Origin of the sequence: Tsukamurella ocularis (assembly GCF_024807615.1) — a bacterium.
GTDB classification, from domain to species: domain Bacteria; phylum Actinomycetota; class Actinomycetes; order Mycobacteriales; family Mycobacteriaceae; genus Tsukamurella; species Tsukamurella ocularis.
Map to the genome: position 1 here is coordinate 568,020 of NZ_JANUCJ010000002.1, position 26,190 is coordinate 594,209.

At 70.6% G+C, this 26,190-nt stretch carries 26 protein-coding genes; 13 read left to right on the plus strand and 13 right to left on the minus strand.

Annotation, left to right across the window (positions count from 1 at the left end):
• Positions 1-6 precede the first annotated feature (6 nt).
• Entirely contained in the window at positions 7-819 is an 813-nt protein-coding gene (locus HNP44_RS08800) for an alpha/beta fold hydrolase (RefSeq protein WP_259140146.1), read from the minus strand.
• A 58-nt stretch (positions 820-877) separates the two neighbouring features.
• On the opposite strand from HNP44_RS08800, the gene HNP44_RS08805 reads away from it, so the two are divergent.
• The 5 genes from HNP44_RS08805 (at position 878) to HNP44_RS08825 (ending at position 6,852) form a co-directional block, all read left to right on the plus strand.
• A complete protein-coding gene (locus tag HNP44_RS08805; protein WP_259140144.1) occupies positions 878-1,303 on the plus strand; it encodes a MarR family winged helix-turn-helix transcriptional regulator in 426 nt (141 codons plus the stop codon).
• A 109-nt stretch (positions 1,304-1,412) separates the two neighbouring features.
• Positions 1,413-2,348 carry a proteasome assembly chaperone family protein gene (locus HNP44_RS08810; RefSeq protein WP_259140143.1) on the plus strand — a complete coding sequence of 312 codons (936 nt, stop codon included), beginning with the start codon at positions 1,413-1,415 and terminating at the stop codon, positions 2,346-2,348.
• On the plus strand, positions 2,345-3,286 hold the full coding sequence (locus HNP44_RS08815; RefSeq protein ID WP_259140142.1) for an alpha/beta fold hydrolase: 942 nt from the start codon (positions 2,345-2,347) through the stop codon (positions 3,284-3,286). The genes HNP44_RS08810 and HNP44_RS08815 overlap by 4 nt, the downstream gene beginning before the upstream one ends.
• A 68-nt stretch (positions 3,287-3,354) precedes the next feature.
• The gene (locus HNP44_RS08820) at positions 3,355-4,323 is read left to right on the plus strand and encodes an alpha/beta fold hydrolase (RefSeq protein WP_259140139.1); all 969 of its coding nucleotides are present in this window, start codon (positions 3,355-3,357) and stop codon (positions 4,321-4,323) included.
• Positions 4,324-4,356: 33 nt separating this feature from the next.
• Positions 4,357-6,852, plus strand: coding sequence for a DEAD/DEAH box helicase (locus HNP44_RS08825; RefSeq protein ID WP_259140138.1), 2,496 nt, complete (start codon positions 4,357-4,359; stop codon positions 6,850-6,852).
• Here HNP44_RS08825 and HNP44_RS08830 read toward each other — a convergent pair whose 3' ends face one another.
• The gene (locus HNP44_RS08830; protein WP_259256868.1) at positions 6,853-7,317 is read right to left on the minus strand and encodes an SRPBCC family protein; all 465 of its coding nucleotides are present in this window, start codon (positions 7,315-7,317) and stop codon (positions 6,853-6,855) included.
• Positions 7,318-7,461: 144 nt separating this feature from the next.
• A complete protein-coding gene (locus HNP44_RS08835; protein ID WP_259140135.1) occupies positions 7,462-7,854 on the minus strand; it encodes a DUF5997 family protein in 393 nt (130 codons plus the stop codon).
• 29 nt (positions 7,855-7,883) lie between these two features.
• Here HNP44_RS08835 and HNP44_RS08840 point away from each other — a divergent pair, with 29 nt between their 5' ends.
• Complete coding sequence (locus HNP44_RS08840) at positions 7,884-8,612, plus strand: LysR family transcriptional regulator substrate-binding protein (RefSeq protein ID WP_259140134.1); 729 nt, start codon at positions 7,884-7,886, stop codon at positions 8,610-8,612.
• 2 nt (positions 8,613-8,614) lie between these two features.
• Here the strand turns inward: HNP44_RS08840 and HNP44_RS08845 are convergent, their stop codons facing one another.
• Together HNP44_RS08845 and HNP44_RS08850 are read right to left on the minus strand one after the other, a co-directional pair.
• On the minus strand, positions 8,615-9,184 hold the full coding sequence (locus HNP44_RS08845; protein ID WP_259140132.1) for a cysteine hydrolase family protein: 570 nt from the start codon (positions 9,182-9,184) through the stop codon (positions 8,615-8,617).
• A 115-nt stretch (positions 9,185-9,299) separates the two neighbouring features.
• Complete coding sequence (locus HNP44_RS08850) at positions 9,300-10,220, minus strand: hydrogen peroxide-inducible genes activator (RefSeq protein WP_259140131.1); 921 nt, start codon at positions 10,218-10,220, stop codon at positions 9,300-9,302.
• Between the two features lie 143 nt (positions 10,221-10,363).
• On the opposite strand from HNP44_RS08850, the gene HNP44_RS08855 reads away from it, so the two are divergent.
• From HNP44_RS08855 to HNP44_RS08865, 3 genes are all read left to right on the plus strand, one after another.
• Positions 10,364-10,951 carry a peroxiredoxin gene (locus HNP44_RS08855; protein ID WP_259140130.1) on the plus strand — a complete coding sequence of 196 codons (588 nt, stop codon included), beginning with the start codon at positions 10,364-10,366 and terminating at the stop codon, positions 10,949-10,951.
• 4 nt (positions 10,952-10,955) lie between these two features.
• Positions 10,956-11,495 (plus strand): carboxymuconolactone decarboxylase family protein, encoded by a 540-nt coding sequence (locus HNP44_RS08860; protein WP_068742148.1) that lies wholly within the window; start codon positions 10,956-10,958, stop codon positions 11,493-11,495.
• A gap of 118 nt (positions 11,496-11,613) precedes the next feature.
• Positions 11,614-12,294 carry a hypothetical protein gene (locus HNP44_RS08865; protein WP_259140128.1) on the plus strand — a complete coding sequence of 227 codons (681 nt, stop codon included), beginning with the start codon at positions 11,614-11,616 and terminating at the stop codon, positions 12,292-12,294.
• Between the two features lie 6 nt (positions 12,295-12,300).
• Here the strand turns inward: HNP44_RS08865 and HNP44_RS08870 are convergent, their stop codons facing one another.
• Positions 12,301-12,759 carry a carboxymuconolactone decarboxylase family protein gene (locus HNP44_RS08870; RefSeq protein ID WP_259140127.1) on the minus strand — a complete coding sequence of 153 codons (459 nt, stop codon included), beginning with the start codon at positions 12,757-12,759 and terminating at the stop codon, positions 12,301-12,303.
• 79 nt (positions 12,760-12,838) lie between these two features.
• On the opposite strand from HNP44_RS08870, the gene HNP44_RS08875 reads away from it, so the two are divergent.
• The gene (locus HNP44_RS08875; protein WP_259140124.1) at positions 12,839-13,663 is read left to right on the plus strand and encodes a sigma-70 family RNA polymerase sigma factor; all 825 of its coding nucleotides are present in this window, start codon (positions 12,839-12,841) and stop codon (positions 13,661-13,663) included.
• A gap of 4 nt (positions 13,664-13,667) precedes the next feature.
• On the opposite strand, the gene HNP44_RS08880 is transcribed toward HNP44_RS08875, so the two are convergent.
• Positions 13,668-14,600 carry an SDR family NAD(P)-dependent oxidoreductase gene (locus HNP44_RS08880; RefSeq protein ID WP_259140123.1) on the minus strand — a complete coding sequence of 311 codons (933 nt, stop codon included), beginning with the start codon at positions 14,598-14,600 and terminating at the stop codon, positions 13,668-13,670.
• A gap of 100 nt (positions 14,601-14,700) precedes the next feature.
• Here HNP44_RS08880 and HNP44_RS08885 point away from each other — a divergent pair, with 100 nt between their 5' ends.
• Positions 14,701-15,615, plus strand: coding sequence for a helix-turn-helix transcriptional regulator (locus HNP44_RS08885; RefSeq protein WP_259140122.1), 915 nt, complete (start codon positions 14,701-14,703; stop codon positions 15,613-15,615).
• Here the strand turns inward: HNP44_RS08885 and HNP44_RS08890 are convergent.
• The 3 genes from HNP44_RS08890 to HNP44_RS08900 form a co-directional block, all read right to left on the minus strand.
• A complete protein-coding gene (locus HNP44_RS08890; RefSeq protein ID WP_259140119.1) occupies positions 15,612-17,246 on the minus strand; it encodes a solute symporter family protein in 1,635 nt (544 codons plus the stop codon). The genes HNP44_RS08885 and HNP44_RS08890 overlap by 4 nt on opposite strands.
• Complete coding sequence (locus HNP44_RS08895) at positions 17,243-17,587, minus strand: DUF485 domain-containing protein (protein ID WP_259140118.1); 345 nt, start codon at positions 17,585-17,587, stop codon at positions 17,243-17,245. Before HNP44_RS08895 ends, HNP44_RS08890 begins: the two co-directional genes overlap by 4 nt.
• A gap of 99 nt (positions 17,588-17,686) precedes the next feature.
• Positions 17,687-18,940 carry an aminotransferase family protein gene (locus HNP44_RS08900; protein ID WP_259140117.1) on the minus strand — a complete coding sequence of 418 codons (1,254 nt, stop codon included), beginning with the start codon at positions 18,938-18,940 and terminating at the stop codon, positions 17,687-17,689.
• Between the two features lie 20 nt (positions 18,941-18,960).
• Between HNP44_RS08900 and hrpA the strand changes: the two genes are divergently transcribed.
• Positions 18,961-22,905: an ATP-dependent RNA helicase HrpA gene (gene hrpA, locus HNP44_RS08905; protein ID WP_259256869.1), complete on the plus strand. Its 3,945-nt coding sequence runs from the start codon at positions 18,961-18,963 to the stop codon at positions 22,903-22,905.
• A gap of 34 nt (positions 22,906-22,939) precedes the next feature.
• Here hrpA and nrdR read toward each other — a convergent pair whose 3' ends face one another.
• Entirely contained in the window at positions 22,940-23,413 is a 474-nt protein-coding gene (gene nrdR, locus HNP44_RS08910; protein WP_224645796.1) for a transcriptional regulator NrdR, read from the minus strand.
• A 214-nt stretch (positions 23,414-23,627) separates the two neighbouring features.
• Positions 23,628-24,263, minus strand: a complete 636-nt coding sequence (locus HNP44_RS08915) for a hypothetical protein (protein ID WP_259140113.1) — start codon at positions 24,261-24,263, stop codon at positions 23,628-23,630.
• Between the two features lie 254 nt (positions 24,264-24,517).
• On the opposite strand from HNP44_RS08915, the gene lexA reads away from it, so the two are divergent.
• A complete protein-coding gene (lexA, locus tag HNP44_RS08920) occupies positions 24,518-25,228 on the plus strand; it encodes a transcriptional repressor LexA (RefSeq protein ID WP_224645781.1) in 711 nt (236 codons plus the stop codon).
• On the opposite strand, the gene HNP44_RS08925 is transcribed toward lexA, so the two are convergent.
• A complete protein-coding gene (locus tag HNP44_RS08925; protein WP_259140111.1) occupies positions 25,206-26,141 on the minus strand; it encodes a DMT family transporter in 936 nt (311 codons plus the stop codon). The genes lexA and HNP44_RS08925 overlap by 23 nt on opposite strands.
• Between the last annotated feature and the right edge of the window lie 49 nt (positions 26,142-26,190).

The window sequence follows — 26,190 nt, forward strand, 5'->3', positions numbered from 1 at the left end:
GCGGGCTCACGGCCGGTAGGCGAAGGGCAGCTCGTGGTGGGACACGGGCAACGTCTCGACCCGCATCCACGGGTACCGCTGTTCGACGATGCGCGCCAGAGCCGCGCCGTCGTGGTATCGACTGCGCAACGCGACGACGACGGTGACGCCGCCGGGCAGCCCGCGCAGCGTGTCCAGGGCGTCGGGGCGAGGCCGCTTCGGCACCGTGTATCCCGTGATCCGCGGGCGCGGGCCGTCGGCGGACGCCTCGGCCAGGCGCCCGAACTCCGGGGTCGGAGGCCAGTGTCGAGCCGTTTCCCACTCCGCGTACGCCACCGCACGCTTGCCCGTCGGAGCCAGCATGAGCGGTAGCGCGCGCAGCGCCGTCGCGATCCGCATCGGGGCGAACACGCCGGTCGGATCGAGCAGAGTGAGTCCGCGCACCCGAGTCGGGCGGGCGAGCGCGTAGGCCACCGCGATCTGGGCTCCGAGGGAATGCCCGAGGACTGCGGTCGAAGCGACGCCGAGCCCATCGAGCACCTCATCGAGCCACGCCGGAAGCTCATCTGCGGAACGCAGGGCACGACGTTCGCTGCCACCCGCGTCACCGGGGAGGTCGACCGCGAGAACTCGGTGCGCGGATGCGAGCACCGGAGCCTGAGCGAACCACGCAGCGGCGGTGTCCCCGCCGCCCGGCAGGCAGAGCAGCGACGGCGCGACGTCGTCACCCGCGACGAGCACCTGCGTGCGGGCGAGGGCCCCATCGACGACGAGCCGCCGGACGGGTACGCACCACTGCTCAACCACGGCGTCGTAGGCGTCGAAGAACTCGGATCCCATGGCATTCCTCTCGATGATCGAGATATTTGACCTTCAAGATACCTGCTACCGTCGGCGCATGAGCGACAACGAGCACCTCGTGCACGCCCTGCGCGCCGCGGCGCTGCGCTGGGAGCGCGAGATCGCGGCCTTCGGCGCGCGGCACGCGCTCGGCGACACCGACGTACGGGCACTGGTCGCGTTGCTCGACCTGGAGCGGGCGGACGCGCCCGCCACCCCCGGTGCGCTCGCGGCGGCATTGCGGCTGAGCTCCGCGGCGTGCACCGCCCTCATCGACCGCCTCACGGCCGCCGGCCTGGTCGAGCGCGGCCCCGACCCCGACGATCGCCGCCGGGTCCGGTTGCTCGTCACCCCGGCCGCTCGGCGCCTCGGCGAGGACTTCTTCGGCGATCTGATCGGCCCGATCCGAGTCGCGGCGGCCGCACTCACGCCCGCAGAAGCCGAGGTCGTGAGACGTTTCCTCGCGTCCGCCGTTACGCCGTGAGCGGAAACACGCGACGCGCGGGAATCGACACGGTGCACGCGAGGTTGTCCCGCATGGAAAACTGGTAGCTCTCCCGCTCGCGCGGGAAGCACGGCGGTTGGAGGTAGCCATGGACGAGCAGTCCCACATGTACGAGCTGGAGTTCCCCGGCCCGTCGGTCTCGGACACCGACGGCAACGGACCCGTTCTGGTGCACGCGCTCGACGGCTACGCCGACGCCGGACACGCGCTGCGGCTCCTGCGCCAGCACCTCAAGGACAACCTCACCACCGAGCTCGTTGCGTCCTTCGACGTCGACGAGCTGATCGACTACCGCTCCCGCCGCCCGTCGATGACCTTCGAGGACGGCTTCACCGGCGTCGACGAGCCCGAGCTCAATCTGTACGCCGTGCGCGATTCCGCCGGTAAGCCCTTCCTACTGCTCGCCGGCGCGGAGCCGGACCTGCGGTGGAACGGCTTCGTCAGCGCAGTCGCCGGCCTCGCCGAGCGGTTCGGCGTGCGCACGGTCGTGGGCCTGCACGCCATCCCGATGGCGGTGCCGCACACCCGGCCCGTGCCGGTCACCGCGCACGGCAACAACCCGGACCTGCGCAGCGAGCTGCGGTCGTGGGACGGCGGCACCATGCGGCTTCCCGGCAGCGCCGCGGGCATGCTGGAGCTGCGCCTGGCCGACAAGGGCTACGACACGCTCGGCCTGTCGGTGCACGTGCCCCACTACCTCGCGCAGAACGACTACCCCGAGGCCGTCCTCGGCATGCTCGGCGCGCTGGGCAGCTCCGTCGGCCTGCAGCTCCCCGAGGGCGATCTCGCGGTCGAGTCCGCCGAACTGCGCGAGCAGATCGATGCCCAGGTCTCGTCCAGTTCGGAGATCTCCTCGGTGGTCGAGGCGCTGGAGCAGCAGTACGACGAGGCCGCGCAGCAGCCCCGCGAACTGCTCATCGCCGACGGCGAGGCCATCCCCACCGGCGACGATCTGGCCAGTGAATTCGAGGCCTTCCTCGCGGAGCAGGCCGGCGACGAGGGCGACAGCGGCACCGCGTCGTGACGCAGGTGCGTCAGCGCGTCGCGCTGATCCACGGCCACCGCCGGGCCTACCGGATCGGCGGCAGCGGACCCGCTCTACTGCTGATCCACGGGATGGCCGACAACTCGTCGACGTTCGAGCCGATCCTCGAGCGCCTCGCCGAGCGGTACACGGTGATCGTGCCCGACCTCCTCGGGCACGGCCTCTCCGGTCGCCCGCGCGCGGATTATTCGCTGCCCGCGTTCACCAACGCCATGCGCGACCTGCTGCTCTACCTCGGCATCGAACGCGCGACGCTGGTCGGGCACTCGCTCGGCGGCGGCATCGCCGGCCAGTTCGCCTACCAGTACCCGCACATGGTCGAGCGGCTCGTCTTCGTCGACACCGGCGGCGTCACCCGCTCCGTCTCCCCCGTGCTGAGGGCAGTCTCGCTGCCGATGTCGGAGATCGCGATCCGCTCGCTCGCCCTCCCCGGCGTACTTCCGGTGGCGAGCGCCGCGCTGGACCTGCTCGGCCGGGTGCCGATCAAGCTGTTCGTCGACAACGCCGATTGCGCCCGCGTGCTCGCGGGCCTGCCGCATGCGGGGACGCCGCGGGCGTTCACCCGCACCCTGCGCGCCGTCATCGACCCGCTGGGCCAAGTGGTGACGATGCTCGACCGCACCTACGTCGCCGATTCCCTGCCCGTGCTCGTGGTGTGGGGATCGAACGACCCGATCATCCCCGTCGAGCACGCGCATCTGCTGCACGCCTCGCTCCCGTTGTCGCGCCTGGAGGTGTTCGACGGTGCCGGGCACTTTCCGTTCCGGAGCGATCCGGAGCGCTTCCTCGCGGTGCTGAACGAGTTCATCGACGGCACCGATCCCGCGCGGCTCACGACAGCCGACCTGCAGGACGCTCTGCGGCGCGACGCGGATCTCGACGCCGACGTCGATGCCACGGCCGAAACGCCCGCGTAACGGACCGAGGCGCCGCCCGTAATCCGGCCCGCCCACACTGACGAACAGTCAGTCGTGAGGAGGCCGCGATGAGTTCCGAGGTTCTGCCCTTCCGTGCCCGCCCGTACGTGCCCGACCTGTGCTTCGCGACGATCCACGGACACCGTCGCGCCTACCGGATCGGGGGCACTGGGCCGGCCGTGCTGCTGTTGCACGGCATCGGCGACAACTCGCTGGTCTGGGACTCCGTTCTCGCGCCACTCACTGACCGGTTCACGGTAATCGCCCCGGATCTGTTGGGCCACGGTCTCTCCGATCGTCCGCGCGCCGACTACTCGGTGGCGGCGTTCGCGAACGGCATGCGCGATCTGCTCTGCTACCTCGGTATCGAGCGCGTGTCGGTCGTCGGGCACTCGCTGGGCGGCGGCGTCGCTGGGCAGTTCGCCTACCAGTACCCGGAGATGGTGGAGCGCATCGCCTTCGTGGCGCCCGGCGGGGTGGACCACGACGTCTCGCCGCTGCTGCGACTCCTCTCACTCCCGTTCGCCGAGCAGCTCGTCGCGCTCACGGCCCTGCCGGGAGCGAAGGAGGTTCTGGCCACCGCCTTGCTCGCTGCGGCCGCCGTCCCGAGCCCTGTGCGTCCCGACGCGGTGCAGCTTCGCCGTGCGCTCGACCGGATGCCGAACACCGCCTCCCCGCACGCCTTTGCGCGGACGCTGCGCTCCGTGGTGGACCTGCGCGGCCAGGTGGTCACCATGCTGGACCGCTGCTACCTCACCGCCGAGGTCCCCACGCTCGTGGCGTGGGGCGCCGACGATTCCATCATCCCGGCGTCGCACGCCGAAGTGCTGCGTGCCGCGCTGCCGTCGGCACGCGTGGAGGTGTTCGACGGTGTCGGCCACTTCCCGATGACGGAGGCGCCCGACCGGTTCCTGACGCTCCTCACGGACTTCCTGACGACCACCTCGCCAGCGCGGCTCGCGCGGACCCACTTGCGCGACGGGCTGCGGTCCGCCGCCGGCGTCACCGTCGCCGCGCCGGCCCAGGAGCTGGGCTGAGCGGCCACGATCGCGGCCCGTAGAGTGAGATGAGTGAACCTCATCGACCTGCTGCCGTCCGACCCGACGGCCGACGCGGTCTTCGAGGCATTCCTGGAGTGGACCGAGGATCGCGGCATCACGCTGTACCCCGCCCAGGAGGAGGCCCTGATCGCGGCGTGCTCGGGCGCCAACGTGATCGTGGCGACGCCCACCGGCTCCGGCAAGTCCCTGGTGGCGATGGGCGCCCAGTTCGCGGCCCTCGCGCTGGGTCGCCGCACCTACTACACCGCCCCGATCAAAGCCCTTGTCAGCGAGAAGTTCTTCGCACTGTGCGAGGTCTTCGGCACGGAGAACGTCGGCATGGTCACCGGCGACGCCGCCGTCAACGCCGACGCACCGATCGTGTGCGCCACCGCCGAGATCGTCGCGAACTTCGCGCTCCGCGAGGGCGCGGACTCGGTTATCGCCCAGGTCGTGATGGACGAGTTCCACTACTACTCCGAGCCAGACCGCGGATGGGCCTGGCAGGTGCCGCTGATCGAGCTGCCGCACGCGCAGTTCGTGCTCATGTCCGCGACGCTCGGCGACACCTCCTTCTTCGAGGAGGACCTCACCCGCCGCACCGGCCGGGAGACGGTCCTCGTCGCCGGTGCGGAGCGCCCGGTGCCGCTCCACTTCGCCTACTCCACCATGGCGATCCAGGACCAGATCGTCGAGCTGGTCACCACGCACCAGGCGCCCGTGTACGTCGTCCACTTCACGCAGCAAGCCGCGGCGGAGCGCGCACAGGCGCTCATGTCGCTCCCGCTGGCGAGCAAGGAGGAGAAGGCGGCGATCGCCGCGGCGATCGGCGACTTCCAGTTCACCACCGGCTTCGGCAAGACCCTCTCGCGCCTGATCCGCTCCGGTGTCGGCGTGCACCACGCCGGCATGCTCCCCCGGTACCGGCGACTCGTGGAGAAGCTCGCGCAGGAGGGCCTGCTCAAGGTCATCTGCGGCACGGACACGCTCGGCGTCGGCATCAACGTGCCGATCCGCACCGTCTACCTCACGGGCCTGACCAAGTTCGACGGGAACCGCACGCGCCACCTGCGCGCCCGTGAGTTCCACCAGATCGCCGGGCGCGCCGGGCGAGCCGGCTTCGACACGATGGGCACCGTCGTCGTGGCGGCGCCCGAGCACGAGATCGAGAACGCGCGCCGGGAGGCGAAGGCGGGCGGGGATCCCGCCAAGCTCAAGCGCGTCCAGCGCAAGAAGCCGCCCGAGGGGTTCGTCTCCTGGGGGAAGGCCACCTTCGAGAAGCTCGTGGCGGCGGATCCGGAACCGCTGGTCTCGCGCTTCTCGGTGACCAACTCGATGCTGCTCAACGTGATCGCCCGGCCGCAGAACTGCTTCGAGTCGATGCGTCACCTCCTGGAGCAGAATCACGAGTCGCGCCGGAACCAGCTACGGCACATCAGAACCGCGATCACATTGATCCGCGGCCTCGAATTGGGCGGCGTCGTCGAGCGGCTCGCCGAGCCCGACGAGGATGGCCGGCACGTGCGGCTCACCGTCGACCTGCAGCCCGATTTCGCCCTGAACCAGCCCCTCGCGCCCTTCGCGCTCGCGGCGCTGGAGCTGCTCGACGCCGAGTCCCCGGAGTACGCCCTCGACGTGATCTCCGTGATCGAATCCGTGCTCGACGACCCGCGACCGGTACTGCGGGCGCAGCAAAACGCCGCGCGCGGCGCCGCGGTGGCGGAGATGAAGGCGGACGGGATCGACTACGACGAGCGGATGGCGCTGCTCGAGGACGTCACGTACCCGAAGCCGCTGGAGGAGCTGCTCGTCCCCGCGTTCGCGACCTACGCCGCGGGTCACGCCTGGGTGACGCAGTTCGAGCTCTCGCCGAAGTCCGTGGTGCGGGAGATGATCGAGCGCGCGATGACCTTCAACGACCTGGTCTCGAAGTACCAGCTGGGCCGGTCGGAGGGCGCGGTCCTGCGGTACCTGTCGGACGCCTTCCGGACGCTGCGGCACACCGTTCCCGAGGCGGTGCGCACGCCGGAACTCGACGACTACATCGCTTGGCTGGGCGCGCTGGTGCGGTACGTGGACAGCTCGCTCGTCGACGAGTGGGAGGAGATGACCTCCCCGGACCCGGTGAAGGCGCACGCCTCCGCCCCGGAGATCGGGCGCTCCACGTCGCTGACCTCCGACGAGCGGGCATTCGCAGTCATGGTGCGCAACACGATGTTCCGGCGCGTGCAGCTCGTCGCCGAGGAGGAGTACGACCTGCTCGACGCCATGGATCCCGGCGTCGACTGGTACGCGGCCTTCGACGACTACTACGAGGACTACGACGACATCGAGACCGGCCCGGACGCCCGTGGCCCGCAGCTGTTCTCGCTCGACACGTCGATGCCGCGGGCCTGGAAGGTGCGGCAGACGATCGCCGATCCCGACGGCGACCACGGCTGGGCCATCACGGCCGTCGTCGACCTCCCCGCGTCCGACGAGCGCGGCGACGTCGTGCTGGTGGACGTGGAGGTCGTCTCGGGCTGACTAGCCCCGGACGACGGCGTCGAGGCCGGCGAGCGACTGGTCGAGGTACTCCGGCGGGAACGGCGGCATGGAGCCGACGAAGTCCCGGAAGGACTGCGGGGTGTCGGTCCAGTCGTAGGTCAGCGTGACCTGCGTGCCGTCGCCCGACGGCGCGAGGTCGTACCGCCACCACCATCCGCCGGCCTCCCACGCACCCTCCTTACTGGTACCAGGAAGCCACCCGATGACGCGGTCCCGCTCGAATTCGGTCACCTTGTTCTCGATCACGTAGTCGCCGCCCGCCTGCTCGAGGTACATGTTGACGGAGAACATCTGCCCGACGTGGTCGAGCGGGGCGGCGCCCACCGCGGCGCGGACCCAGTCCGTGGGCTCGATGTCCTGGTGGAGTGCGGGATCGGCGAGGGCGGCGAAGACCCGGTCGGGGCTCGCGGCGATGACTCGGGTGGTGGACATCCGCTCGGACATGGTGACTCACTCTCTACTGTGTCTCCACGACGTACGTCGGCACCGCACGTCATGTTTACAGCGTACACATGAGGGTTGCCGGCGTCACCGGATCGCAGGGATCACCCGAGCCGTCAGCGTGCTGGCGACACGCCGTACCGAGAGCTACTTCCGCCGGGGCCGATTGCGGGCCGCACGCGCCTCGGCGACGCGCTGCTCCTCGGCGCGCACCGCGTCGAGACCGGCGCGCTCGTCGATCAGCCATTGCGGCGGGTCCGCGAGCAGACCGGTGATCTGCTCCGTGGTCAGCGCCTCCCCCACGCCCGCGCGCTGCAGGCCCGAGATCGACACGCCCAGGCGGGCGGCGACGAGGTTCTTCGGATGCGGCCCGTTCTTCCGCAGATCCTGCAACCACTGCGGCGGCTCGGCCTGCAGCGCAGCCAGCTCGTCGCGGGTGATCACGTTCTCCTGGAAGTGCGTCGGCGTCGCGGGCAGGTACACGTCCAGCTTCTTCGCCGCGGTCGCGGGTTTCATGGACTGTGTGTTCGGCCTGCTCATGCCGACCAGCCTATCGGTAATCTCATGCCGTGACCTCATCGCTCCCGCCAGGCCTGCGGCTCGGCTACGTCCCCGGCGCCACGCCCGCCAAATGGGCCCGCATCTGGGGCGAGCGGCACCCGGACGTCCGCCTGGTCCTCGTCCCCCTCCCGGCGGCGGACGCGCCGGAGGCGGTCCGGGACGGCACCGTCGACCTGGCGCTCCTGCGCCTGCCCGCGGAGACGAGCGGGCTCGCGACGATCGCGCTGTACGAGGAGCAGGTGGTCGCGGTGGTGCCGAAGGAGCACCACGCCGCGGCCGCCGACGACCTCGCCGCGGCCGATCTCGACGAGGAGCCAACCCTGCTCCCCCACGACGACGCCCTGCACTGGGGCGGCGCCCCGGGCGCGCCGGTCGAGCACCGGCCGGAGAGCACCGAGGCCGCGATCGAACTCGTCGCCGCGGGCCTGGGCGTGCTCCTCGTGCCGCAGTCGCTCGCGCGGCTGCACCACCGCAAGGACCTCACGTACCGGCCGGTCACCGACGCGCCGCCCTCCCCCGTCGTGCTCGCGGTCCTCGCGGGCGAACAGCCGGAGGCCGTCGCGGAGTTCATCGGCGTGGTGCGCGGCCGGAAGGCGGGCTCGTCACGGGGCCTCGCCGAGCCCGCACCCAAGCGCACCGCGCGGGAGAAGACGCGCGCGAAGCAGGCCGCCCGTGCCGCGGCGGGCAAGAAGGCCGCGACACCGAAGGCCAAGCCCGGCAAGCGCCCCCGCCGCTGAGCTCAGCCGAGCGATTCGATCCACTCGTCGACGGCCAGCACCTCGGCCTGACGCGGGAAGACCTTGCGCACCAGCACGCGGTGCACCTCGGGATCGTGGTCAGCGCAGGCGTCGGCCAGGACCGTGAGGCCGTAGTCGAGATCGCCCGCGTAGCGGACCGTCGACAGGACCACCCCGCTCGTCGAAATGCCTGCGAGCACCAGGTGATCGGCCTGCAGGCCGCGCAGCACCACGTCGAGATCGCTGCCGCTGAACGCCCCGAACCGGCGCTTCACAACGACGGGCTCCCCCGGTAGCGGCGCCACCTCGGGGACGATCGCCGTGAGCGGAGAGACCTCGGTCATCGAGTCGCCGCCCTCGCGGAGCATGGCGAAAGCCCGGTTGGTCGGTGGGATCTCGGGGTAATCGGGCCGGAAGGCGACACGCACGTGCACCACCGGCACGCCGTGGTCGCGCGCCGCCGACAGGGCGCGTGCGGCGGAGGCGAGGGCCGCGGCGCCGGCGCGCTCGGCACCGTCGACGATGCCTCGCTGGTAGTCCATGAGGATCAGAACGGAACGCGATTCGGCCATGCGTCCCAGGCTAGCGCTCAGCGCAGCGCGTCGAGATCGACCCGCACGGCGAACGGCGCCGTCGCCTCGAACCCGCCGGTGGCCTCAACGGACTCGTGTGCCCGGTTCGGCCTGGTCACACGGTAGATCCCGCGGCCGCGCGGGCGATCTCGGCGAGGCGGGCGAAGCCCTCCGTCTTCGCGCTGGACGCCCGGTAGGCGAGGCCGATCCGGCGCCCCGGTGCGGGCGCGGCGAACCGCGCCGTCGCCAGATCCGTGCCGCGGAGCTCGACGGCGACCGCGGGCTCGGGCAGCAGGGTGACCCCTAGGCCGCCGGAGACGCATTGCACGATCGTCGCGAGCGAGGCCGCCCGGGTGTCACCCATGACCCCGACGCCCTCCTCGGCCTGGCGGCAGAGGTCGAGCGCCTGGTCTCGAAGGCAGTGCCCCTCGTCGAGCAGCAGAAGCGGCAGCCCGGAGAGGTCGTCCGCCGTGAGGTCGTCGCGGCCGGCGAGCGGGTGACCGGGCGGTACGACGAGCACGAACTCCTCGTCGTAGAGAGGGATCTCGGCGACCGACGAGCTGTGCACCGGCAGCGCGAGGACGGCCACATCGATCCGGCCGGACCGCAGCGCGTCGAGCAGGCGGGCCGTCTGATCCTCGACGACGGTGACCGCAAGATCGTCGACCGCGGAGCGCAGCTGCGGCAGGAGACGAGGCAGTCGATACGGCGCGACCGTGGGGATCATGCCGAGCCGCAGCGTGCCGCGAAGCTCGCCCGTGAGGCCGGCCGCCGAGCTCACCAGCTCCGCCGCGGAGGCCACGATGACGGAGGCCTGCTCCAGCAGCGCCATACCGGCCTCCGTGATGAGCACCCTGCGGGTGCTGCGCTCCACCAGCTGCACACCGAGCCCGGCCTCGAGCGAGGCCAGCGCCTGCGACAGCGACGGCTGACTCACACCGAGCGATGTCGCCGCGGTGCCGAAGTGGCGCGAGCGTGCCACTGCGACGAAGGCGCGCAGCTGCGCGAGGGTCGGCTGATAAGGCTGATCGGACATACCTATCAGTCTAGTGCCATCCATCACCTTTCCTTTACAAGGATGTGATTCGAACGGCACAGTGGTCTCCGAAAGCAACCCCGCCCGCGCGCCCATACCCCGGGTCGCACCTCGGGCTCATCGATACCCATGAAGGAGTCATCTTGCCTCTCTTGACCATCGGCGATCAGTTCCCCGCGTTCGACCTCACCGCCGTGATCGGCGGCGACCTGTCGAAGGTCGACGCGCAGCAGCCGGACGACTACTTCACCACCGTCACCAGCGACGACTACGCCGGAAAGTGGAAGATCGTCTTCTTCTGGCCGAAGGACTTCACCTTCGTCTGCCCGACCGAGATCGCCGCCTTCGGCAAGCTCAACGACGAGTTCGCCGATCGTGACGCCCAGGTGCTCGGCGCCTCGGTCGACAACGAGTTCGTGCACTTCCAGTGGCGCGCGCAGCACGAGGACCTGAAGACCCTCCCCTTCCCGATGCTCTCGGACCTCAAGCGCGAGCTGGCGCAGGCCACCGGCGTGCTCAACGCCGACGGCGTCGCGGACCGCGCCACCTTCATCGTCGACCCGAACAACGAGATCCAGTTCGTCTCCGTGACGGCCGGTTCCGTGGGCCGCAACGTCGACGAGGTGCTCCGTGTGCTGGACGCCCTGCAGTCCGACGAGCTATGCGCCTGCAACTGGAAGAAGGGTGACCCGACCCTCGACGCCGGCGAGCTGCTGAAGGAGAGCGTCTAAACACATGTCGATCGACAACCTGAAGAACGCGGTCCCCGAGTACGCGAAGGACCTCAAGCTCAACCTCAGCTCGCTCGCGCGCTCCACCGAGCTCACCGAGCAGCAGCTGTGGGGTACCTTCCTCGCCTCGGCCGCGGCCACCAAGAACGCGACCGTCCTGCGCGAGATCGCCGAAGAGGCCGCCGACACCCTGTCGGCGGAGGCCTACCAGGCCGCCCTCGGTGCCGCCTCCGTCATGGGCATGAACAACGTCGCCTACCGGGCGAAGGGCTTCCTCGGTGCCGACTACGCCCAGGTGCGTATGGGCCTGCGGATGAACATCATCGGCAACCCCGGCGTCGACAAGACCGACTTCGAGCTGTGGAGCCTCGCCGTCTCGGCGATCAACGGCTGCGAGCACTGCGTCGCCGCCCACGACGACGTGGTCCGCAAGGCGGGCCTGACCAAGGAGCAGGCCTTCGAGGCCGTCAAGGTCGCGGCCACCGTGCAGGGCGTCGCGCAGGCGATCTTCGCCGCCGAGACGCTCGCGACCGCCTCGGTCTAGCCTCACCGCTTCACACGACGACCGTGCCCGCCCCTCACACGAGGGGCGGGCACCGTCGTTGCGCATTCGAGTCTGCCTCCGCGTTAGCATTGCTGATCGCAATCCAGAAGGAGGCACAGTGAACTACGTGCGGCCCGCGATCCGTGCGACCTTCCTCGCCGTCCTCGTCATCGGTGCCATCGCGGGAGCGATCACCGCGCACCCGAGGATCGCGAGCTCCGACGACTTCACCCGCGCACTCGACCGCGGCGAGGTGGTCCGGGTCGTTCCATGGGAGCACTCGAATAGCAACACCGTGGGTGCTGCGGATTGGTCGACTGGACCCTTCCACTGGTACACAGGACCGATTCCCGGTACGGGTACCTACTCCGAGTTCCGCACCCAGATGTACGACCGTGGCGTTCAGGTCGAGACGTACGACGACACAATCGTCCGATGGCCGTTCCGCACTCCTACCTGGTTCGGCACCACGGTCGCGATCGCCTGGATGCTCACCTTCCTGGCCATGCTCACGTCCCGCCCACGCTGGGGCAATCGGTGGGCATGGTTCTGGATGTTCGTCATCGGCCAGGTCGGCGCACTCCTGTACTTGTTGCTCGAGCCGCGTCCGCTCTGGCACAGCTTCCGGATCGCGGCCCTGCGTCGTCCGGACGCCACGCTGGACGCCACCCGCGAGGCGAATCCCCGGGAGGACCTTCGGACGGGCAGCGAGGGGTGCGCTCTGTCGCTCGTCGTCGGGTTCGGCGCGGCAGTCACTGCGGCCGGAATCGGCTGGCTCGCCGGTGTTGTGTTCCCCTGACCCACGTCAGGGGCGCCAGGAGCCCGCCTCCTGGCGGGTCGCGTGGTTCACGCGGTTCCACAGGTTGATCTGCCCGACGGCGAGCACCAGCGCGGCCAGCTGGGCGGCGTCGAACTCGTCCGCGGCGGCGTCCCACAGCGCGTCCGGCACCGCCTCGGGGTGGCCCGCGAGCGCGGTCAGCTCCTCCGTGAGCTCCAGTGCGATCCGCTCGGCGTCGGAGAAGTAGGGCGTGTGGCGCCATGCGCCGACGGCGAAGAGCTTGTCGTCCGACGCCCCGTGCTTGCGCGCCATCCGCCAGTGCCCGTCGAGGCAGGTGCTGCAGCTGTTGAGCTGGCTGGCCCGCATGTTGACCAGCTCCAGCAATTCCGGCGACAGCCCCGAGGCCGCCACCGCCTCGCCCAGCTTCGTCAGCGCGTCCATCGCCCCGGGCAGGGCGAAGGCGGGGTTCGTCATCCGTGCGGTCATGTCGATCTCCTCAGTCGGTCACACTCGGGGCGGGCGCCCCGTCATCTTCCTGACGGATCGACGACGGAGGATGTGACACATGGACCTGAACGACTTCGAAAGCGCACGGCCCCGGCTTCTCGCGGTGGCCACGCGGATGCTCGGCTCCCCCGCCGACGCCGAGGACGCGGTGCAGGAGGCGTGGCTGCGCGCCGACAGGGCGGACGGCGACGGCACCGTCGACAACCCAACCGCGTGGCTGACGACCGTTGTCTCGCGGATCTGCCTCGACCGGCTGCGCGCCCGGCGCGAGACGACGCCTCTCGATGACGTGGATCCCGCCGACACCGCGTCCTCCCCCGCCGATGAGGCGCAGCTCGCGGAGGCCGTCGGGGCCGCGATGGGCGCGGTCCTCGACGACCTCGCGCCCGCGGAACGCGTGGCCTTCGTGCTGCACGACGTCTTCGCCGTGCCCTTCGACGATGTGGCCTCCGTCCTCGGCAAGAGCCCCGCCGCGACCCGCCAGCTCGCGAGCCGCGCGCGCCGCCGGGTGGCCGGAACGCCCCGTCCGGACGCGGCGCGCACCGACGCCGTGCGCGCCTTCCTCGCGGCGTCACGCGATGGGGACTTCACCGCCCTCGTCGAGCTGCTCGACCCGGACGCCGTCTTCCGGACGCACGCCGACGGTGCGCCGTCCACGGTGCTCGCGGGCGCCCCCGCGATCGCGGAGGCCTTCCTGTTCAAGGCGAAGACCGCCCTGGTCGCGCTGGTCGACGGCGTCCTCGGGTACACCGTGCGCCTGCCCGGCGCGCCCGGGTACCTGCTGCTCGGCGACGTCACGTTCACCGCGGACGGCCGGATCGCCGCCCTCAACGTCACCCTGCGGGCCGACGAGGTGGCGGGCAGCGAGGTCGTCGTCCTGTAGTCCGTCATCGAGCGGCGCGGAGGAGTTCCTGGGTGGCTTCCCACAGCCGTGCCTCGCGGACCGGGTCGCACGCGAAGTCCTCGACCTTCCGTTCCCGCCCCTTGACGACGAACGCGGCCCCGGGCAGCGCCGTCCAAGCAGCGTCGACGGCCACCGACGCAAGGAGCGGGCCTGATCGCGCCGGCGACGACACCCGGGGAACACGCTCGAGCAGGCGGCCGATCCGCTGCATCGCCGCGCCGTGCTCGCGGGAGAGCCCCGTCCCCGGCATGAAGCCCGGCTCGAAGACGAGCACGTGGACATCGTGGGGGGCCCGGCGCTGCAGTTCGTGCGCGTAGTAGAGGACCGCGAGCTTCGAGTCCGAGTAGGCCACACCGGCGGCGTCCGGCGCGGCGTCCTCGCCCGCGGGCGTCGGCCGGGCCAGCTCGAGCGGGTCGCGCCAGCGAGCCGCGGGGACACCGATAATCCGCCGGAAGATGTTCTCGTAGTACGTGTTCGACCCGAGCAACACGATCCGGGCTGGCTCCGTCACTGTCGGGAGGAGGTCGCCGATCAGCTGTGCGTGCGCGAGGTGGTTGACGGCGAACGTGGTCTCGTATCCATCTGCGGAAGCGCCGTGGGTGTCGAGCACTGACACCCCCGCGTTGGCAACGATCGAGCGGAGGGGCCGGACCGTACCGTCCCCGACGAGCGAACGCACGCGCGCCGCAGCATCCCGCACATCGGCGAGCGACGCGAGATCCGCCGCTATCGACTGGACGGTCGCGCCGCCCGCGCGGGCCGCCGCGGTGACCTCGTCCAGACGCGAGCCACCGCGCCCGACGAGCAGGAGATCAGGGCGCGCAGATGTGGGCCGCGAGGCGAGCGCAAGGGTCGCCGCGCGGCCGAGGCCGCCGGTGGGGCCGGTGATGAGGACGGTGCCCGATTCGATGTTCATACCTCGACTCTCGCCGCTCGACCGCCGCGAGACCAGGTCACACGTTTCCTAGGACCCGCAGTACCAGGCGGCGCGAGCCGCGGGCGCGCATAGTCGACATATGAACGATTCGGATTTCGGCGCGACGCTGCGCCGGTGGCGCGACCGCGTCTCCCCCGCCGATATCGGTGTCCACGTAGGCGGGCGACGACGCACGAGCGGACTGCGCCGCGAAGAACTGGCGGGTCTCGCCGGCATCTCCGTCGACTACCTGACCCGCCTCGAACAGGGGCGGGCGACGGCACCGTCGGCGCAGGTCGTCGAGTCGCTGGCACGGGCACTGCGACTGACCGACGTCGAGCGCGACCTTCTTTTCAGGCTCTCCGGCCACGCGACACCCGGTCCCGGAATCGTGCCCGCACGGATCACTGCGAGCGTCCAGCGGCTGCTGGATCGTCTCGCCGACACCCCCGTAGCCGTCTTCGATGCGATGTGGAACCTCCTCGTGGCCAACGCCCCGTACGACGCGCTTATGGGACCGACCACAGGCCGCGGCGCCATAGAGCGCAACAGCGTCCGACGGAACCTCCTCGGGCCAGAGGGGCGCACCGTGCTGACGCCGGACGAGCGCGCGGATCTACAGGCGGGCCTCGTCGCGGATCTGCGTCTGACAGCTGCTCGCTATCCGACGGACCAACAGCTGCGGCACCTTATCCGCGAGCTGTCCGGAGAAAGCCCCCGGTTCGTCGAGCTGTGGAACGCCGATGCGCCGCGGCCGACCGGAGACGCTGGCCGCCGCAAGAGCATCGATCACCCTCAGGTCGGACGGATCACGGTCGACTGCGACACCCTGCTCGTCGCGGGTGACGATCTCAGGATCATGATCTACACCGCCGAGCCGGGTTCGGCGGACGCCGACCGGCTGGCGCTCGCCATGGTCCTGGGATCCGCGACGGCAGGCGGCTGGACGACCGGGAGCGATGACGGTGCCGGCCCAACCGACGAGGGACGGGCACCGTCGAACGCGGAGGGCTAGTGGTCGATGGCCTTCTCGACACCGACGCCGGTGAGCGAGCGGACCTCCATCTCGACCGCCTTGTCGGCGAGATCGGTGTCCGGCTTGCCGAAGAGCGTGCCCAGGATCGCCAGGCCGAAGCCGATCGGGATAGACACCAGGCCGGGGTTCTCCAGCGGAAACCAGTGGAAGTCGAGCGACTTGAACATCGACGTCGACTTGCCCGACACCGCCGGCGAGAAGACGATGAGCACGATGGCCGAGATCAGGCCGCCGTACATCGACAGCACTGCTCCGGCGGTGTTGAACTTCCGCCAGAACAGCGAGAACAGGATCGTCGGCAGGTTGGCGGACGCCGCGACGGCGAACGCCAGCGCCACCAGGAAGGCGATGTTCTGCCCCATGGCGCCGATGCCCAGGATGATCGACGCGATGCCGATGACCACCACGGTGATGCGCGAGACACGGACCTGGGACTCCTCGGAAGCCTTGCCGTGCTTGATGACACCGTTGTAGATGTCGTGGGCGAGGCTCGCCGACGCCGTGATCGCCAGACCTGCGACGACCGCGAGGATCGTGGCGAAGGCGACGGCGGAGATGACCGCCATCAGAATCGTGCCGCCCAGCGAGAACGCGAGCAGCGGTGCCGCGGAGTTCACCCCGCCGGGGGCCTTCGCGATGACATCGGCCCCCACGTAGGCGGCGGCGCCGAAGCCCAGCACGAGGGTGAAGATGTAGAACGCGCCGATCAGGCCGATGGCCCAGGTCACCGAACGGCGGGCCTCCTTCGCCGTGGGCACGGTGTAGAAGCGCATGAGCACGTGCGGCAGGCCCGCGGTGCCGAGCACGAGTGCCAGCGCCAGCGAGATGAAGTCCAGCTTGGTGGTCTCGGTCTTGCCGTACTTCAGGCCGGGCTCGATGATCTTCTCGCCCGCCGCGCTGCCGTCGATGGCCTTCTGCAGCAGGTCGGAGAAGTTGCCCTTGACCGCGGCGAGCACCATGAGCGTCATCAGCAGGGCGCCGCCGACGAGCAGGACGGCCTTGACCATCTGCACGTAGGTGGTGCCCTTCATGCCGCCGACGAGCACGTAGACGATCATCAGGACGCCCACGACCGCGACGACGACGGCCTGGCCGGTGGTGCCCTTGATGTTGAGCAGGAGCGAGACGAGGCCACCCGCGCCGGCCATCTGGGCGATCAGGTAAAAGAGCGAGACGGTGAGCGTCGCGAGCGCGGCAGCCATCCGGACGGGGCGCTGCTTGAGCCGGAAGCTCAGCACGTCGGCCATGGTGAACTTGCCGACGTTGCGCAGCCGCTCGGCGACGAGCAGGAGCGCGACGAGCCAGGCCACGAGGAAGCCGATCGAGTACAGGAAGCCGTCGTAGCCCTGGACGGCGATGGCGCCGCAGATGCCGAGGAAGCTGGCGGCCGACAGGTAGTCGCCGGCGATGGCGAAACCGTTCTGCGGGCCCGTGAACGTGGCGCCGCCGGTGTAGAAGTCCGTGGCCTTCTTGGTGGTGCGGCTGGCCTTGATGACCAGGCCCATCGTGACGCCGATGAACAGGACGAAGACGAGGATGTTCAGCGCGGTGGAGCCGACCTGCTGGCCGACCTCGATCGTGCGGGGCTCCCAGGCGAGGAGATCGGTCACTGGCCCGCCTCCCCGGCCTTGAGCTCGCCCTCGATGTGCTCACGGAGATCCATCGCCATCGGGTCGATCGTGTTGTTCGCGAACCGTACGTACGCCCAGGTGATGGCGAACGTGGTGACGAACTGCCCGAGCCCCATCACCAGCGCGACGTTGATGTTCCCGAACAGCTTCTGGCTCATGAACTCGTGCGCGTAGGTGGCCAGCAGCACGTACACGGCGTACCAGAGCAGGAAGGCCACGGAGATCGGGAGCGCGAACGTCGCCAGCCTGCGGCGGAGCTCGTGGAATTCCTTGCTGTCGTAGGCGCGCTGGTAGACCGCCGCCGTATCCTCTTCGTTCACGTGCGAAAGTGTGTCACGGACCACATTCACAGCAGGCTTGAATGGGCCACATACGCCGTGCAACCCCTTGCAACCGCCCTTACCCGGGGCTTACTCAGGTCAGGCGTCGAGCGCCCGTCGCGTGGCGGCGGCGATCTCGGCGACCTGCTCGTCGGTGGTCACCAATGCCGGCGAGTACTGGAGGGTGCCGAGGCCTGCGGCGCGGCCGGAGACGCCCTGCGCCCGTAGCTTCTTCACCATCGCCATGGCCTCGGCGGGCTCGTGCAGCTGCACGCCGGCGACGGCGCCGACGCCGCCCCGCACGTCCTTGACCTTCGGGTGGTCGGCCAGCGTGGAGAGCTCGCGCAGGAGGGTGTCCTGCAGCCGCAGCGCCTCGGCGAGCAGATTCTCGCGCTCCATGATGTCGAGCACGGCCATCGACGCCGCGGCGGCCGCCGCATGACCGCCGTAGGTGTAGCCGTGCCGCCACCACACGCCGCCCGCGTAGAAGGGCTCGGCAACGCGCGGCGCGACGAACAGAGCACCCATCGGCACGTAGCCGCTGGTGAGCCCCTTGGCGGTGGTCATCAGATCGGGCTCGAGGTCGAACCGGCTCGAGGCGAACCACGCGCCGCCGATCCGGCCGAAGCCGGTGATCACCTCGTCGGCGATGAACAACACGTCGTGTTCGCGGCAGATGTCGCGGACCTCGCGCAGGTACCCCTCCGGCGGGGGCAGCAATCCGCCGGCTCCGATGACCGGCTCGGCGACGAAGGCCGCGATCGTCTCGGCGCCGACCCGCTCGATCAGACCCAGCAACTCCTTCGCGTCGTCCCACGCGACCGTCGCGGTGTCGTCGAAGAGCACCCCGCCGTAGCCCTCGGCGTTCACCGGGATACCGCCCAGGCTCGTGCCGCCCACGTGCATGCCGTGGTAGGCGTTCGAACGGCCGACGATGAGCTTCTTCTCCGGACGTCCCTGCTCCTGCCAGTACCGGCGGGCCAGCTTGATCGCCGAGTCGACCGAATCGGAGCCGCCCGAAGTGAAGAAGATCTTGCTGTCGGGCACCGGCGCGATGGCCTGCAGGCGGTTCGCGAGGGCGACGGTCGTATCGGTCGCGGCATCGCCGAAGCCGGTCACGTGCGCGACCTTGAGGAGCTGGTCCCGCACCGCGTCGGCGACCTCGGCGCGGCCGTGGCCGACGTTGGCGAACCACAGGCCGGCGGTCGCGTCGAGGTACCGATTGCCGTCGGTGTCGAAGACGTACGCGCCCTCGCCGCGCGCGAAGACGAACGCGCCGTCGCGCTGCACGGCGCCCATGTCCGCGAAGCCGTGCCAGAGTGCCGATGAGGTCGTGGGTCCCTGTCCGCTCATGGTGGATAAACTAGTCGCAAATGACGAAGCAGGAGACGCGCACCGCACGAGACGACGGCGCGGGCGGACCGTCGAAGCGCGATCTGTACGCCGCGCTCGGCACCGATGCCGACCCCGCGCTCACGCTCCGGGACGAGGCCCGCCTCCGCGGAAGACTCAAGCGCGCCAAGCCCTCCGACCTGCCGAAGCTGGCCCGCGAGATCGAAACCGCGCGGGCGCGCTACGCCGAGCGCACGGCGGCGGTGCCGGCGATCGCTTACCCCGAGAACCTGCCCGTCAGCGCCCGGCGCGAGGAGATCGCCAAGGCCATCGCCGAGAACCAGGTCATCATCCTCGCGGGCGAGACCGGCTCGGGGAAGACGACGCAGCTGCCGAAGATCTGCCTCGAGCTCGGCCGCGGCGTGCGCGGCATGATCGGGCACACTCAGCCCCGGCGGCTCGCCGCGCGCAGCGTCGCCGAGCGCATCGCCGAGGAGACGACATCGGAGCTCGGCGACGCCGTCGGCTACGCAGTGCGGTTCACCGACCGGGTGTCGACGAAGACCTCGGTCAAGCTGATGACCGACGGCATCCTGCTGCGCGAGCTCACCCGCGACCGGCTGCTGCGCGACTACGACACGATCATCATCGACGAGGCCCACGAACGCAGCCTCAACATCGACTTCCTCCTGGGGTACTTGCGGCAGCTTCTGCCCCGCCGGCCCGACCTCAAGGTGATCGTCACCTCCGCGACCATCGAGCCGGAGCGGTTCGCCGCCCACTTCGCGAAGCCCGACGGTGCCCCCGCCCCCGTCATCGAGGTCAGCGGCCGCACCTACCCGGTGGAGATCCGGTACCGCCCGCTGGACGAGATGACCGACGACTCCGAGCCGCTCGACCAGGTCACCGGGATCGTGCACGCCGTCGACGAGCTCTCCCGCGAGGCGCCTGGCGACGTGCTCGTCTTCCTCTCCGGCGAGCGCGAGATCCGCGACGCCGCCGAGGCGCTGCAGGCGCACGTGCAGCCCGGGACCGAGATCCTGCCGCTCTACGCGCGCCTGTCCTCCGCCGAGCAGCACCGCGTCTTCGCCCCGCACACGGGCCGGCGGATCGTGCTGTCCACCAACGTCGCCGAGACCTCGCTGACGGTGCCCGGCATCAAGTACGTCGTGGACACGGGCACCGCACGCATCTCGCAGTACTCGGTGCGCACCAAGGTGCAGCGCCTCCCCATCGAACCGGTCTCGCAGGCCTCGGCGCAGCAGCGCTCCGGCCGCTGCGGCCGCACGTCCGACGGCATCGCGATCCGCCTGTACTCGGAGGACGATTTCGACGCGCGGCCCGTGTACACCGACCCCGAGATCCTACGAACCAACCTGGCCTCGGTCATCCTCTCGATGACCGCGCTGGAGCTGGGCGAGGTCTCGGCCTTCCCGTTCGTGCAGCCGCCCGACGAGCGGGCCGTCCGCGACGGCACGGCGCTGCTGGAGGAGCTGGGGGCGCTCGAGGATGCCCAGGAAGGTCACAAGCGCCTCTCCGCCGTCGGCCGTCAGCTCGCGGACCTGCCCGTCGACCCCCGCATGGCGCGCATGCTGGTCGCTGCCCGCGAGTTCGGGGTGCTCCCCGAGGTGCTCGTCATCGTCGCCGGACTGTCCATCCAGGACGTGCGCGAGCGCCCCGCCGAGCACCGTCAGGCCGCCGACGCGCAGCACGCCCGCTTCGCCGACCCCACCTCGGACTTCCTCTCGTACCTGAACCTGTGGCGGCACCTCGGCGACCGGCGCGCGGAGCTGACCTCCAGCGCCTTCCGCCGCGAGTGCCAGCGGGAGTTCCTGCACTACGTGCGGATCCGCGAGTGGCAGGACCTGCAGGGCCAACTGCGGCAGATCTGCCGGGACCTGGGATGGAAGCTCGACTCGCTCGGCCGGGAGCCGGCACCCTCGCCCGATCTCATTCACCAGGCCATGCTTGCCGGACTGCTGTCACAGATCGGGCTGCGCGAGCCGGACGGCAGAGAGTTCCTGGGCGCGCGCAACGCGAAGTTCCTGGTCTTCCCCGGCTCCGCACTCGCCAAGAAGCCACCGCGATTCGTCATGGCCGGTGAGCTCGTGGAGACCTCGCGGCTGTTCGCGCGGACCGTCGCCAAGATCGAGCCCGAGTGGGCCGAGAAGCTGGCCGGGCCGCTCGCGAAGCACCACTACTCCGAGCCGCACTGGTCCACGAAGCGGGAGGCTGTCCTGGCCAAGGAGCGGGTCACGCTCTTCGGTGTACCGCTGGTGGCTGACCGCACGGTGAACTTCGGCCGCATCGACCCCGTCGCGGCGCGGGAGCTCTTCCTGCGGCACGCGCTCGTCCAGGGCGAGTGGCGCACGCGGCACCCGTTCTTCGCCCGGAACCGGGCGCTGCTCGACGACGTGGAGTACCTGGAGGACAAGGCGCGTCGCCGGGACATCGTCGTGGACGAGGACGGCCTGTACGACTTCTACGACCGACGGATTCCCGAGGGCATCGTCTCGGCACGCCACTTCGACTCCTGGTGGAAGAAGACCTCGCGGACCGATCCCGCGCTGCTGGACTTCTCCGCCGACGACCTCCTCGCCGACGGTGCCGCCGACGTCACGGCGGAGGCGTACCCGACGTCGTGGCTGCAGGGCCGCATCGAGGTCCCGTTGAAGTACCGCTTCGAGCCGGGGGCGGCCGACGACGGCGTCACCGCGCGGATCCCCGTCAAGGACCTGGCCACCGTCCGCGCGGACGGCTTCGAATGGCTCGTCCCCGCGATGCGCGAGGAGCTCGCGGTGGCGCTGATCAAGTCGCTGCCCAAGCAGCTGCGCCGCGAGGTGGTGCCGGCCCCCGACTTCGCCACGGCCGCGCTCGCGCGCCTCACCCCGCGCGCGGAGCCGCTCACCGAGGGCCTCGCCCGCGAGCTGACGCAGCTGTCCGGCACCGTGATCCGCGCCGGGGACTTCTCCACCGGCGCGATCCCCGATCACCTGCGGGTGACGTTCACGGTGATCGGCGACGACGGCCGCGTGCTCGGGACCGGCAAGGACCTCGACGCCCTCAAGCGCAAACTCGGGGCCGCGGTGCAGCAGGACCTGTCGAGCCGCGCCGGGGCGTACGAGCGCGCTCCGGCGAAGCAGTGGACCGCGGACACTCTCGGCGACGTGCCGCGGACCATCGACACCGAGGTGCGCGGCAGCCGCGTGACCGGCTTCGGCACACTCTACCCCGCCGGTGACGCCGCGGGCGTGAAGGTGGTCGCCGCGGAGCCGGAGCAGACCGCGCTGATGGGGGCCGGGCTCGACGCGCTCCTCGCCAACGTCCTCCCGGCGGCGCACAAGTCGGTGCTGCAGTCCGTCGGGCAGCGAGAACGGCTGGCGCTGTCGCAGAGCCCGTACGCGACGCCGATGGACCTCGTGGCCGACTGCCGGCGGCGCGCCATCACGGATCTCCGTGTCCGCGCGGGCCTCGCATGGACGCCGGACGAGTTCGCGTCGCTCACGGCGACGGTGCGCGCCGGGCTCGGCGAGGCGGTCCAGCACAACTTCGCCGACGTCGCCGCCGCGGTGGCGACGGCCACCGAGGTTCGAGGCGCGATCGCGTCCGCGCCGCCGGCGCTGCGCGACGCGGCGGAGGACATCGCCGAACAGCTCGACGGGCTGCTGTTCAGCGGCTTCGTCGCGGCCACTCCGGACGTCCATCTGCAACACCTGCCGCGCTACACCGCGGGTGCCGCCACGCGCTGGGCCGCGCTACCCGCGTCGATCGACCGGGACGACCGCGGCATGACGACACTGGATCGCGTCTACGGCGCCCTGACCGCGAAGCTGGACACACTGCCCGAGCATCGGCGGGACGCAGCGCTGGACCAGGTGCACTGGTTGATCGAGGAACTGCGGGTCAGCCTGTTCGCGCAGTCGCTCGGCACCGCCGGGTCGGTCTCGGAGAAGAAGGTGCTGGCCGCGATCGCGGCTCTGACCTGAGAGTCGGCCGCGCCGGCCGGCGCGGGGAAACGGGCTACGCCGCGTCGGTGGGGTCCGCCGCGGCGGCCCGGGTGCGGAGGTCGCGGATGGCGGCCTCGAAGTCCTCGATGGACGAGAACCCCTGGTAGACGGAGGCGAACCGCAGGTAGGCGACTTCGTCGAGGTCGCGGAGCGGCCCGAGGATGGCGAGGCCGACCTCGTTCGCGGGCACCTCGGCCACGCCCATCGCGCGGATCGCCTCTTCGACCTGCTGGGCGAGCTTGTGCAGATCGTCCTCGGCGACGTCGCGGCCCTGGCACGCGCGGCGCACGCCCTTGACGACCTTCTCGCGGCTGAAGGGCTCGGTGACGCCGTTGCGCTTCACAACGGCCATCACCGCGCTCTCGACGGTGGTGAAGCGGCGCCCGCACTCGTTGCAGGAGCGGCGGCGGCGAATGCCCTGCCCGTCGTCGAAGACACGCGAATCGACCACACGGGTGTCCTCGTTCTTGCAGAACGGGCAATACATCGGTCCACCTCCCGCGCGGCTGCGCTCGGACGTCCGGCGGGGCAGTTGCAGCACGGTGGCCCCTGCCACCGACGTGCCCCGCGATCTCGACTCCGAGAATACTCGGCACGGGAACGGCACCACGTTGTCGAGGTGGGCGGAGCGCCCGCCCTGCCGGGAATCCACTATCGCCATGCGGGTGGTCATCTGCGTCTCCTTCGCTCGTGGGTGATGGTCAGTAGCGCGGGGTGACGAGGGTCTGCCCCGCGTGCACGCGGCCGCCCTGCAGGCCATTGATCTCCGAGATCTCCGCGACGACGGCGGCCTGAGCGCGCTCGGGCGCGATCTCACGGGCGATCTGCGCGAGGTCCTGGCCGGCACGGACCGTCACGACCGAGGTGAGGGCGGGCTGCGCCGCACCGGCGGGCGCGGGCTCCGCCTGGGGCGCGCCGCCGAACAGCACCAACAGCGCGGCGAAGACGCCGACGGCGAACAGGACGCACGCCGCGACGGACGGGCCGGGGGTGCGGCGCGCGCAGCCGTCGGCGCGCGAGTAGCCGCGGGGTGCGCGGCGCCCCGCCGAACGCACGCCCGGGCGTTCGACGGCGCGCCGAGCGGACCCGCGGGCACCGGTCACGCGGACGGCGGTGGGCTCCGTTCGAACAAGACCCTCTCCGGCGCCGTTCGACGAGGTGATCGAGAGCGCCGAGACCTCCCGGCCGCGGCTGCGGGCGAGCCGCGGCGAGACCCCGCGGGCCCGGGTCGCGCCGCGCCGGTCGGCGGCCGCCGAACCGTGCCGCACGAGCGCCTGCGCCTCGGCGGCGGCGCTCTGCGCTGCAGTGATGACGTCCCGATCGATGATCGCGGTCATGATCTCTCCTTCGTCGGTAGCGGGTCCTTCTCGCTCACCTACTGGTCTATCGGAGGGGACTGACAAGTTTTCAATCCAGCCCCACCAGTCACACCGGAGTGCGTGCAAGTGTTCGAGAGAACTTCTGTTCGATTTCTACCACACCCCTCGAGCGAGCGGAAGACACGCGGGCAAATTTCTCGAACAGATGTTTGTCAGGTCGTTCGAGCTGGACTACAGTGGAGTCGGAACCGAACGGGCGTGAGGAGCGACACATGACAGATGAGCGACAGGTTCAACACCGGGACAAGCGCTTCCGCGACGCACAGGGCAACGTCTCCGAGGATCACCTCACCCGTCGCCAGAAGCAGGTCCTGGAAGTCATCCGGCGCTCCGTCCGCGAGCGCGGCTATCCCCCGAGCATCCGGGAGATCGGCGACGAGGTGGGCCTCACCTCCACCTCTTCCGTGGCGCATCAGCTCCGCACCCTGGAGCGCCTGGGCTTCCTGCACCGCGATCCGAACCGCCCCCGCGCCGTGAATGTCCAGGGCGCCGAGGAGCGCACCGCGCAGGTCATCCAGAAGGTCATGGAGGACGAGGACCGGATGCCGGAGCCCGCCTTCGTTCCGGTGCTGGGGCGCATCGCCGCGGGCGGCCCGATCCTGGCGGAGGAGGCGGTGGAAGAGATCTTCCCGCTCCCCCGTGAGCTCGTGGGCGAGGGCTCGCTGTTCCTGCTCAAGGTGGTCGGCGAGTCGATGACGGACGCCGCGATCTGCGACGGGGACTGGGTCGTCGTGCGCCAGCAGTCCGTCGCCGAGAACGGCGACATCGTCGCAGCGATGCTCGACGGCGAGGCCACCGTCAAGACCTTCCGGCGCACGGGCCGCGACGTCTGGCTGATGCCACACAACCCCGCCTTCGACCCGATTCACGGCAACGACGCAGTGATCCTGGGCAAGGTCGTCACCGTGATGCGTCGGATCTGACCGCACCCGCCTCCGGACGCGCCGGCTCGTCGACCACACGGTCGGGGGCCGGCGTTCGTCGTCCACCGAGCGACGCCAGCGCGCACGCCACTCCGCCGAGCACCAGCCCGGCAAGCACGCCCGGATGGATCGCTTCGCCCAGCATCAGGAAGGCGAACAGCGCGGAGACCGACGGGATCACAGCGAAGAGCATCGCGGCGCCGCTCGCCCCGGCGATGCCGATCACGCGTAAGTACAGCGTCGTCGCCGTCATCGAACTCAGCAGCACCATCAGCACGAGCACGAGGGCGCCCTGCACGGGATCGCTCACCGCCGCGCCGAACAACAGCGTGAGGGCGCCGGCCGGCACAGCCGCGACCACCATGCCGATCGCATTCCCGGCCAATGGATCCACGTCGCGGCAGAACCGCTGCTGATACACCCCGCCCACGGCGATGCCCGCCAGGCCCATGAGCGTGAAGCCGATCCCCGCCCCGGCGTGGGCCAGCGCCGGCACCGTCGACCAGCACGCCGTGACGACCGCCGCTAGCCCCAACAGAGCGGCCGCCGAGCGGCGGACCGTGAGCCGCTCGCGGAGCGCTATCCGGGCCACCACCGTCGTCACCGCCGGGTTGACGCCGATGATCAGGGCCGCGACCCCCGCAGGCACGCCCGCCTGCAGTCCCAGGTAGCAGCCCAGGAACTGCGTGGCCTGCGTGAGCAGCCCGACGACGACGGCGTGTCCCAGGTCGGCGCCCCTCGGCAAGCGCCGGTCGGTCGCGCGCACCAGGCCGAGCATCAACACCCCTGAGACCGCGAACCGCAGGAATAGCAGCAGGAACGGGCTCATCGCCGCGATCCCGAGGGCACCCAGCGGATACCCGAAGGCGTACAGCACCACGACGGCGAGCGCGAGCATCGGCGGAATTCTCATAACTCGATGGTCGAACGCGCAGGCCCCGGCCGTCCAACAATGATTGACG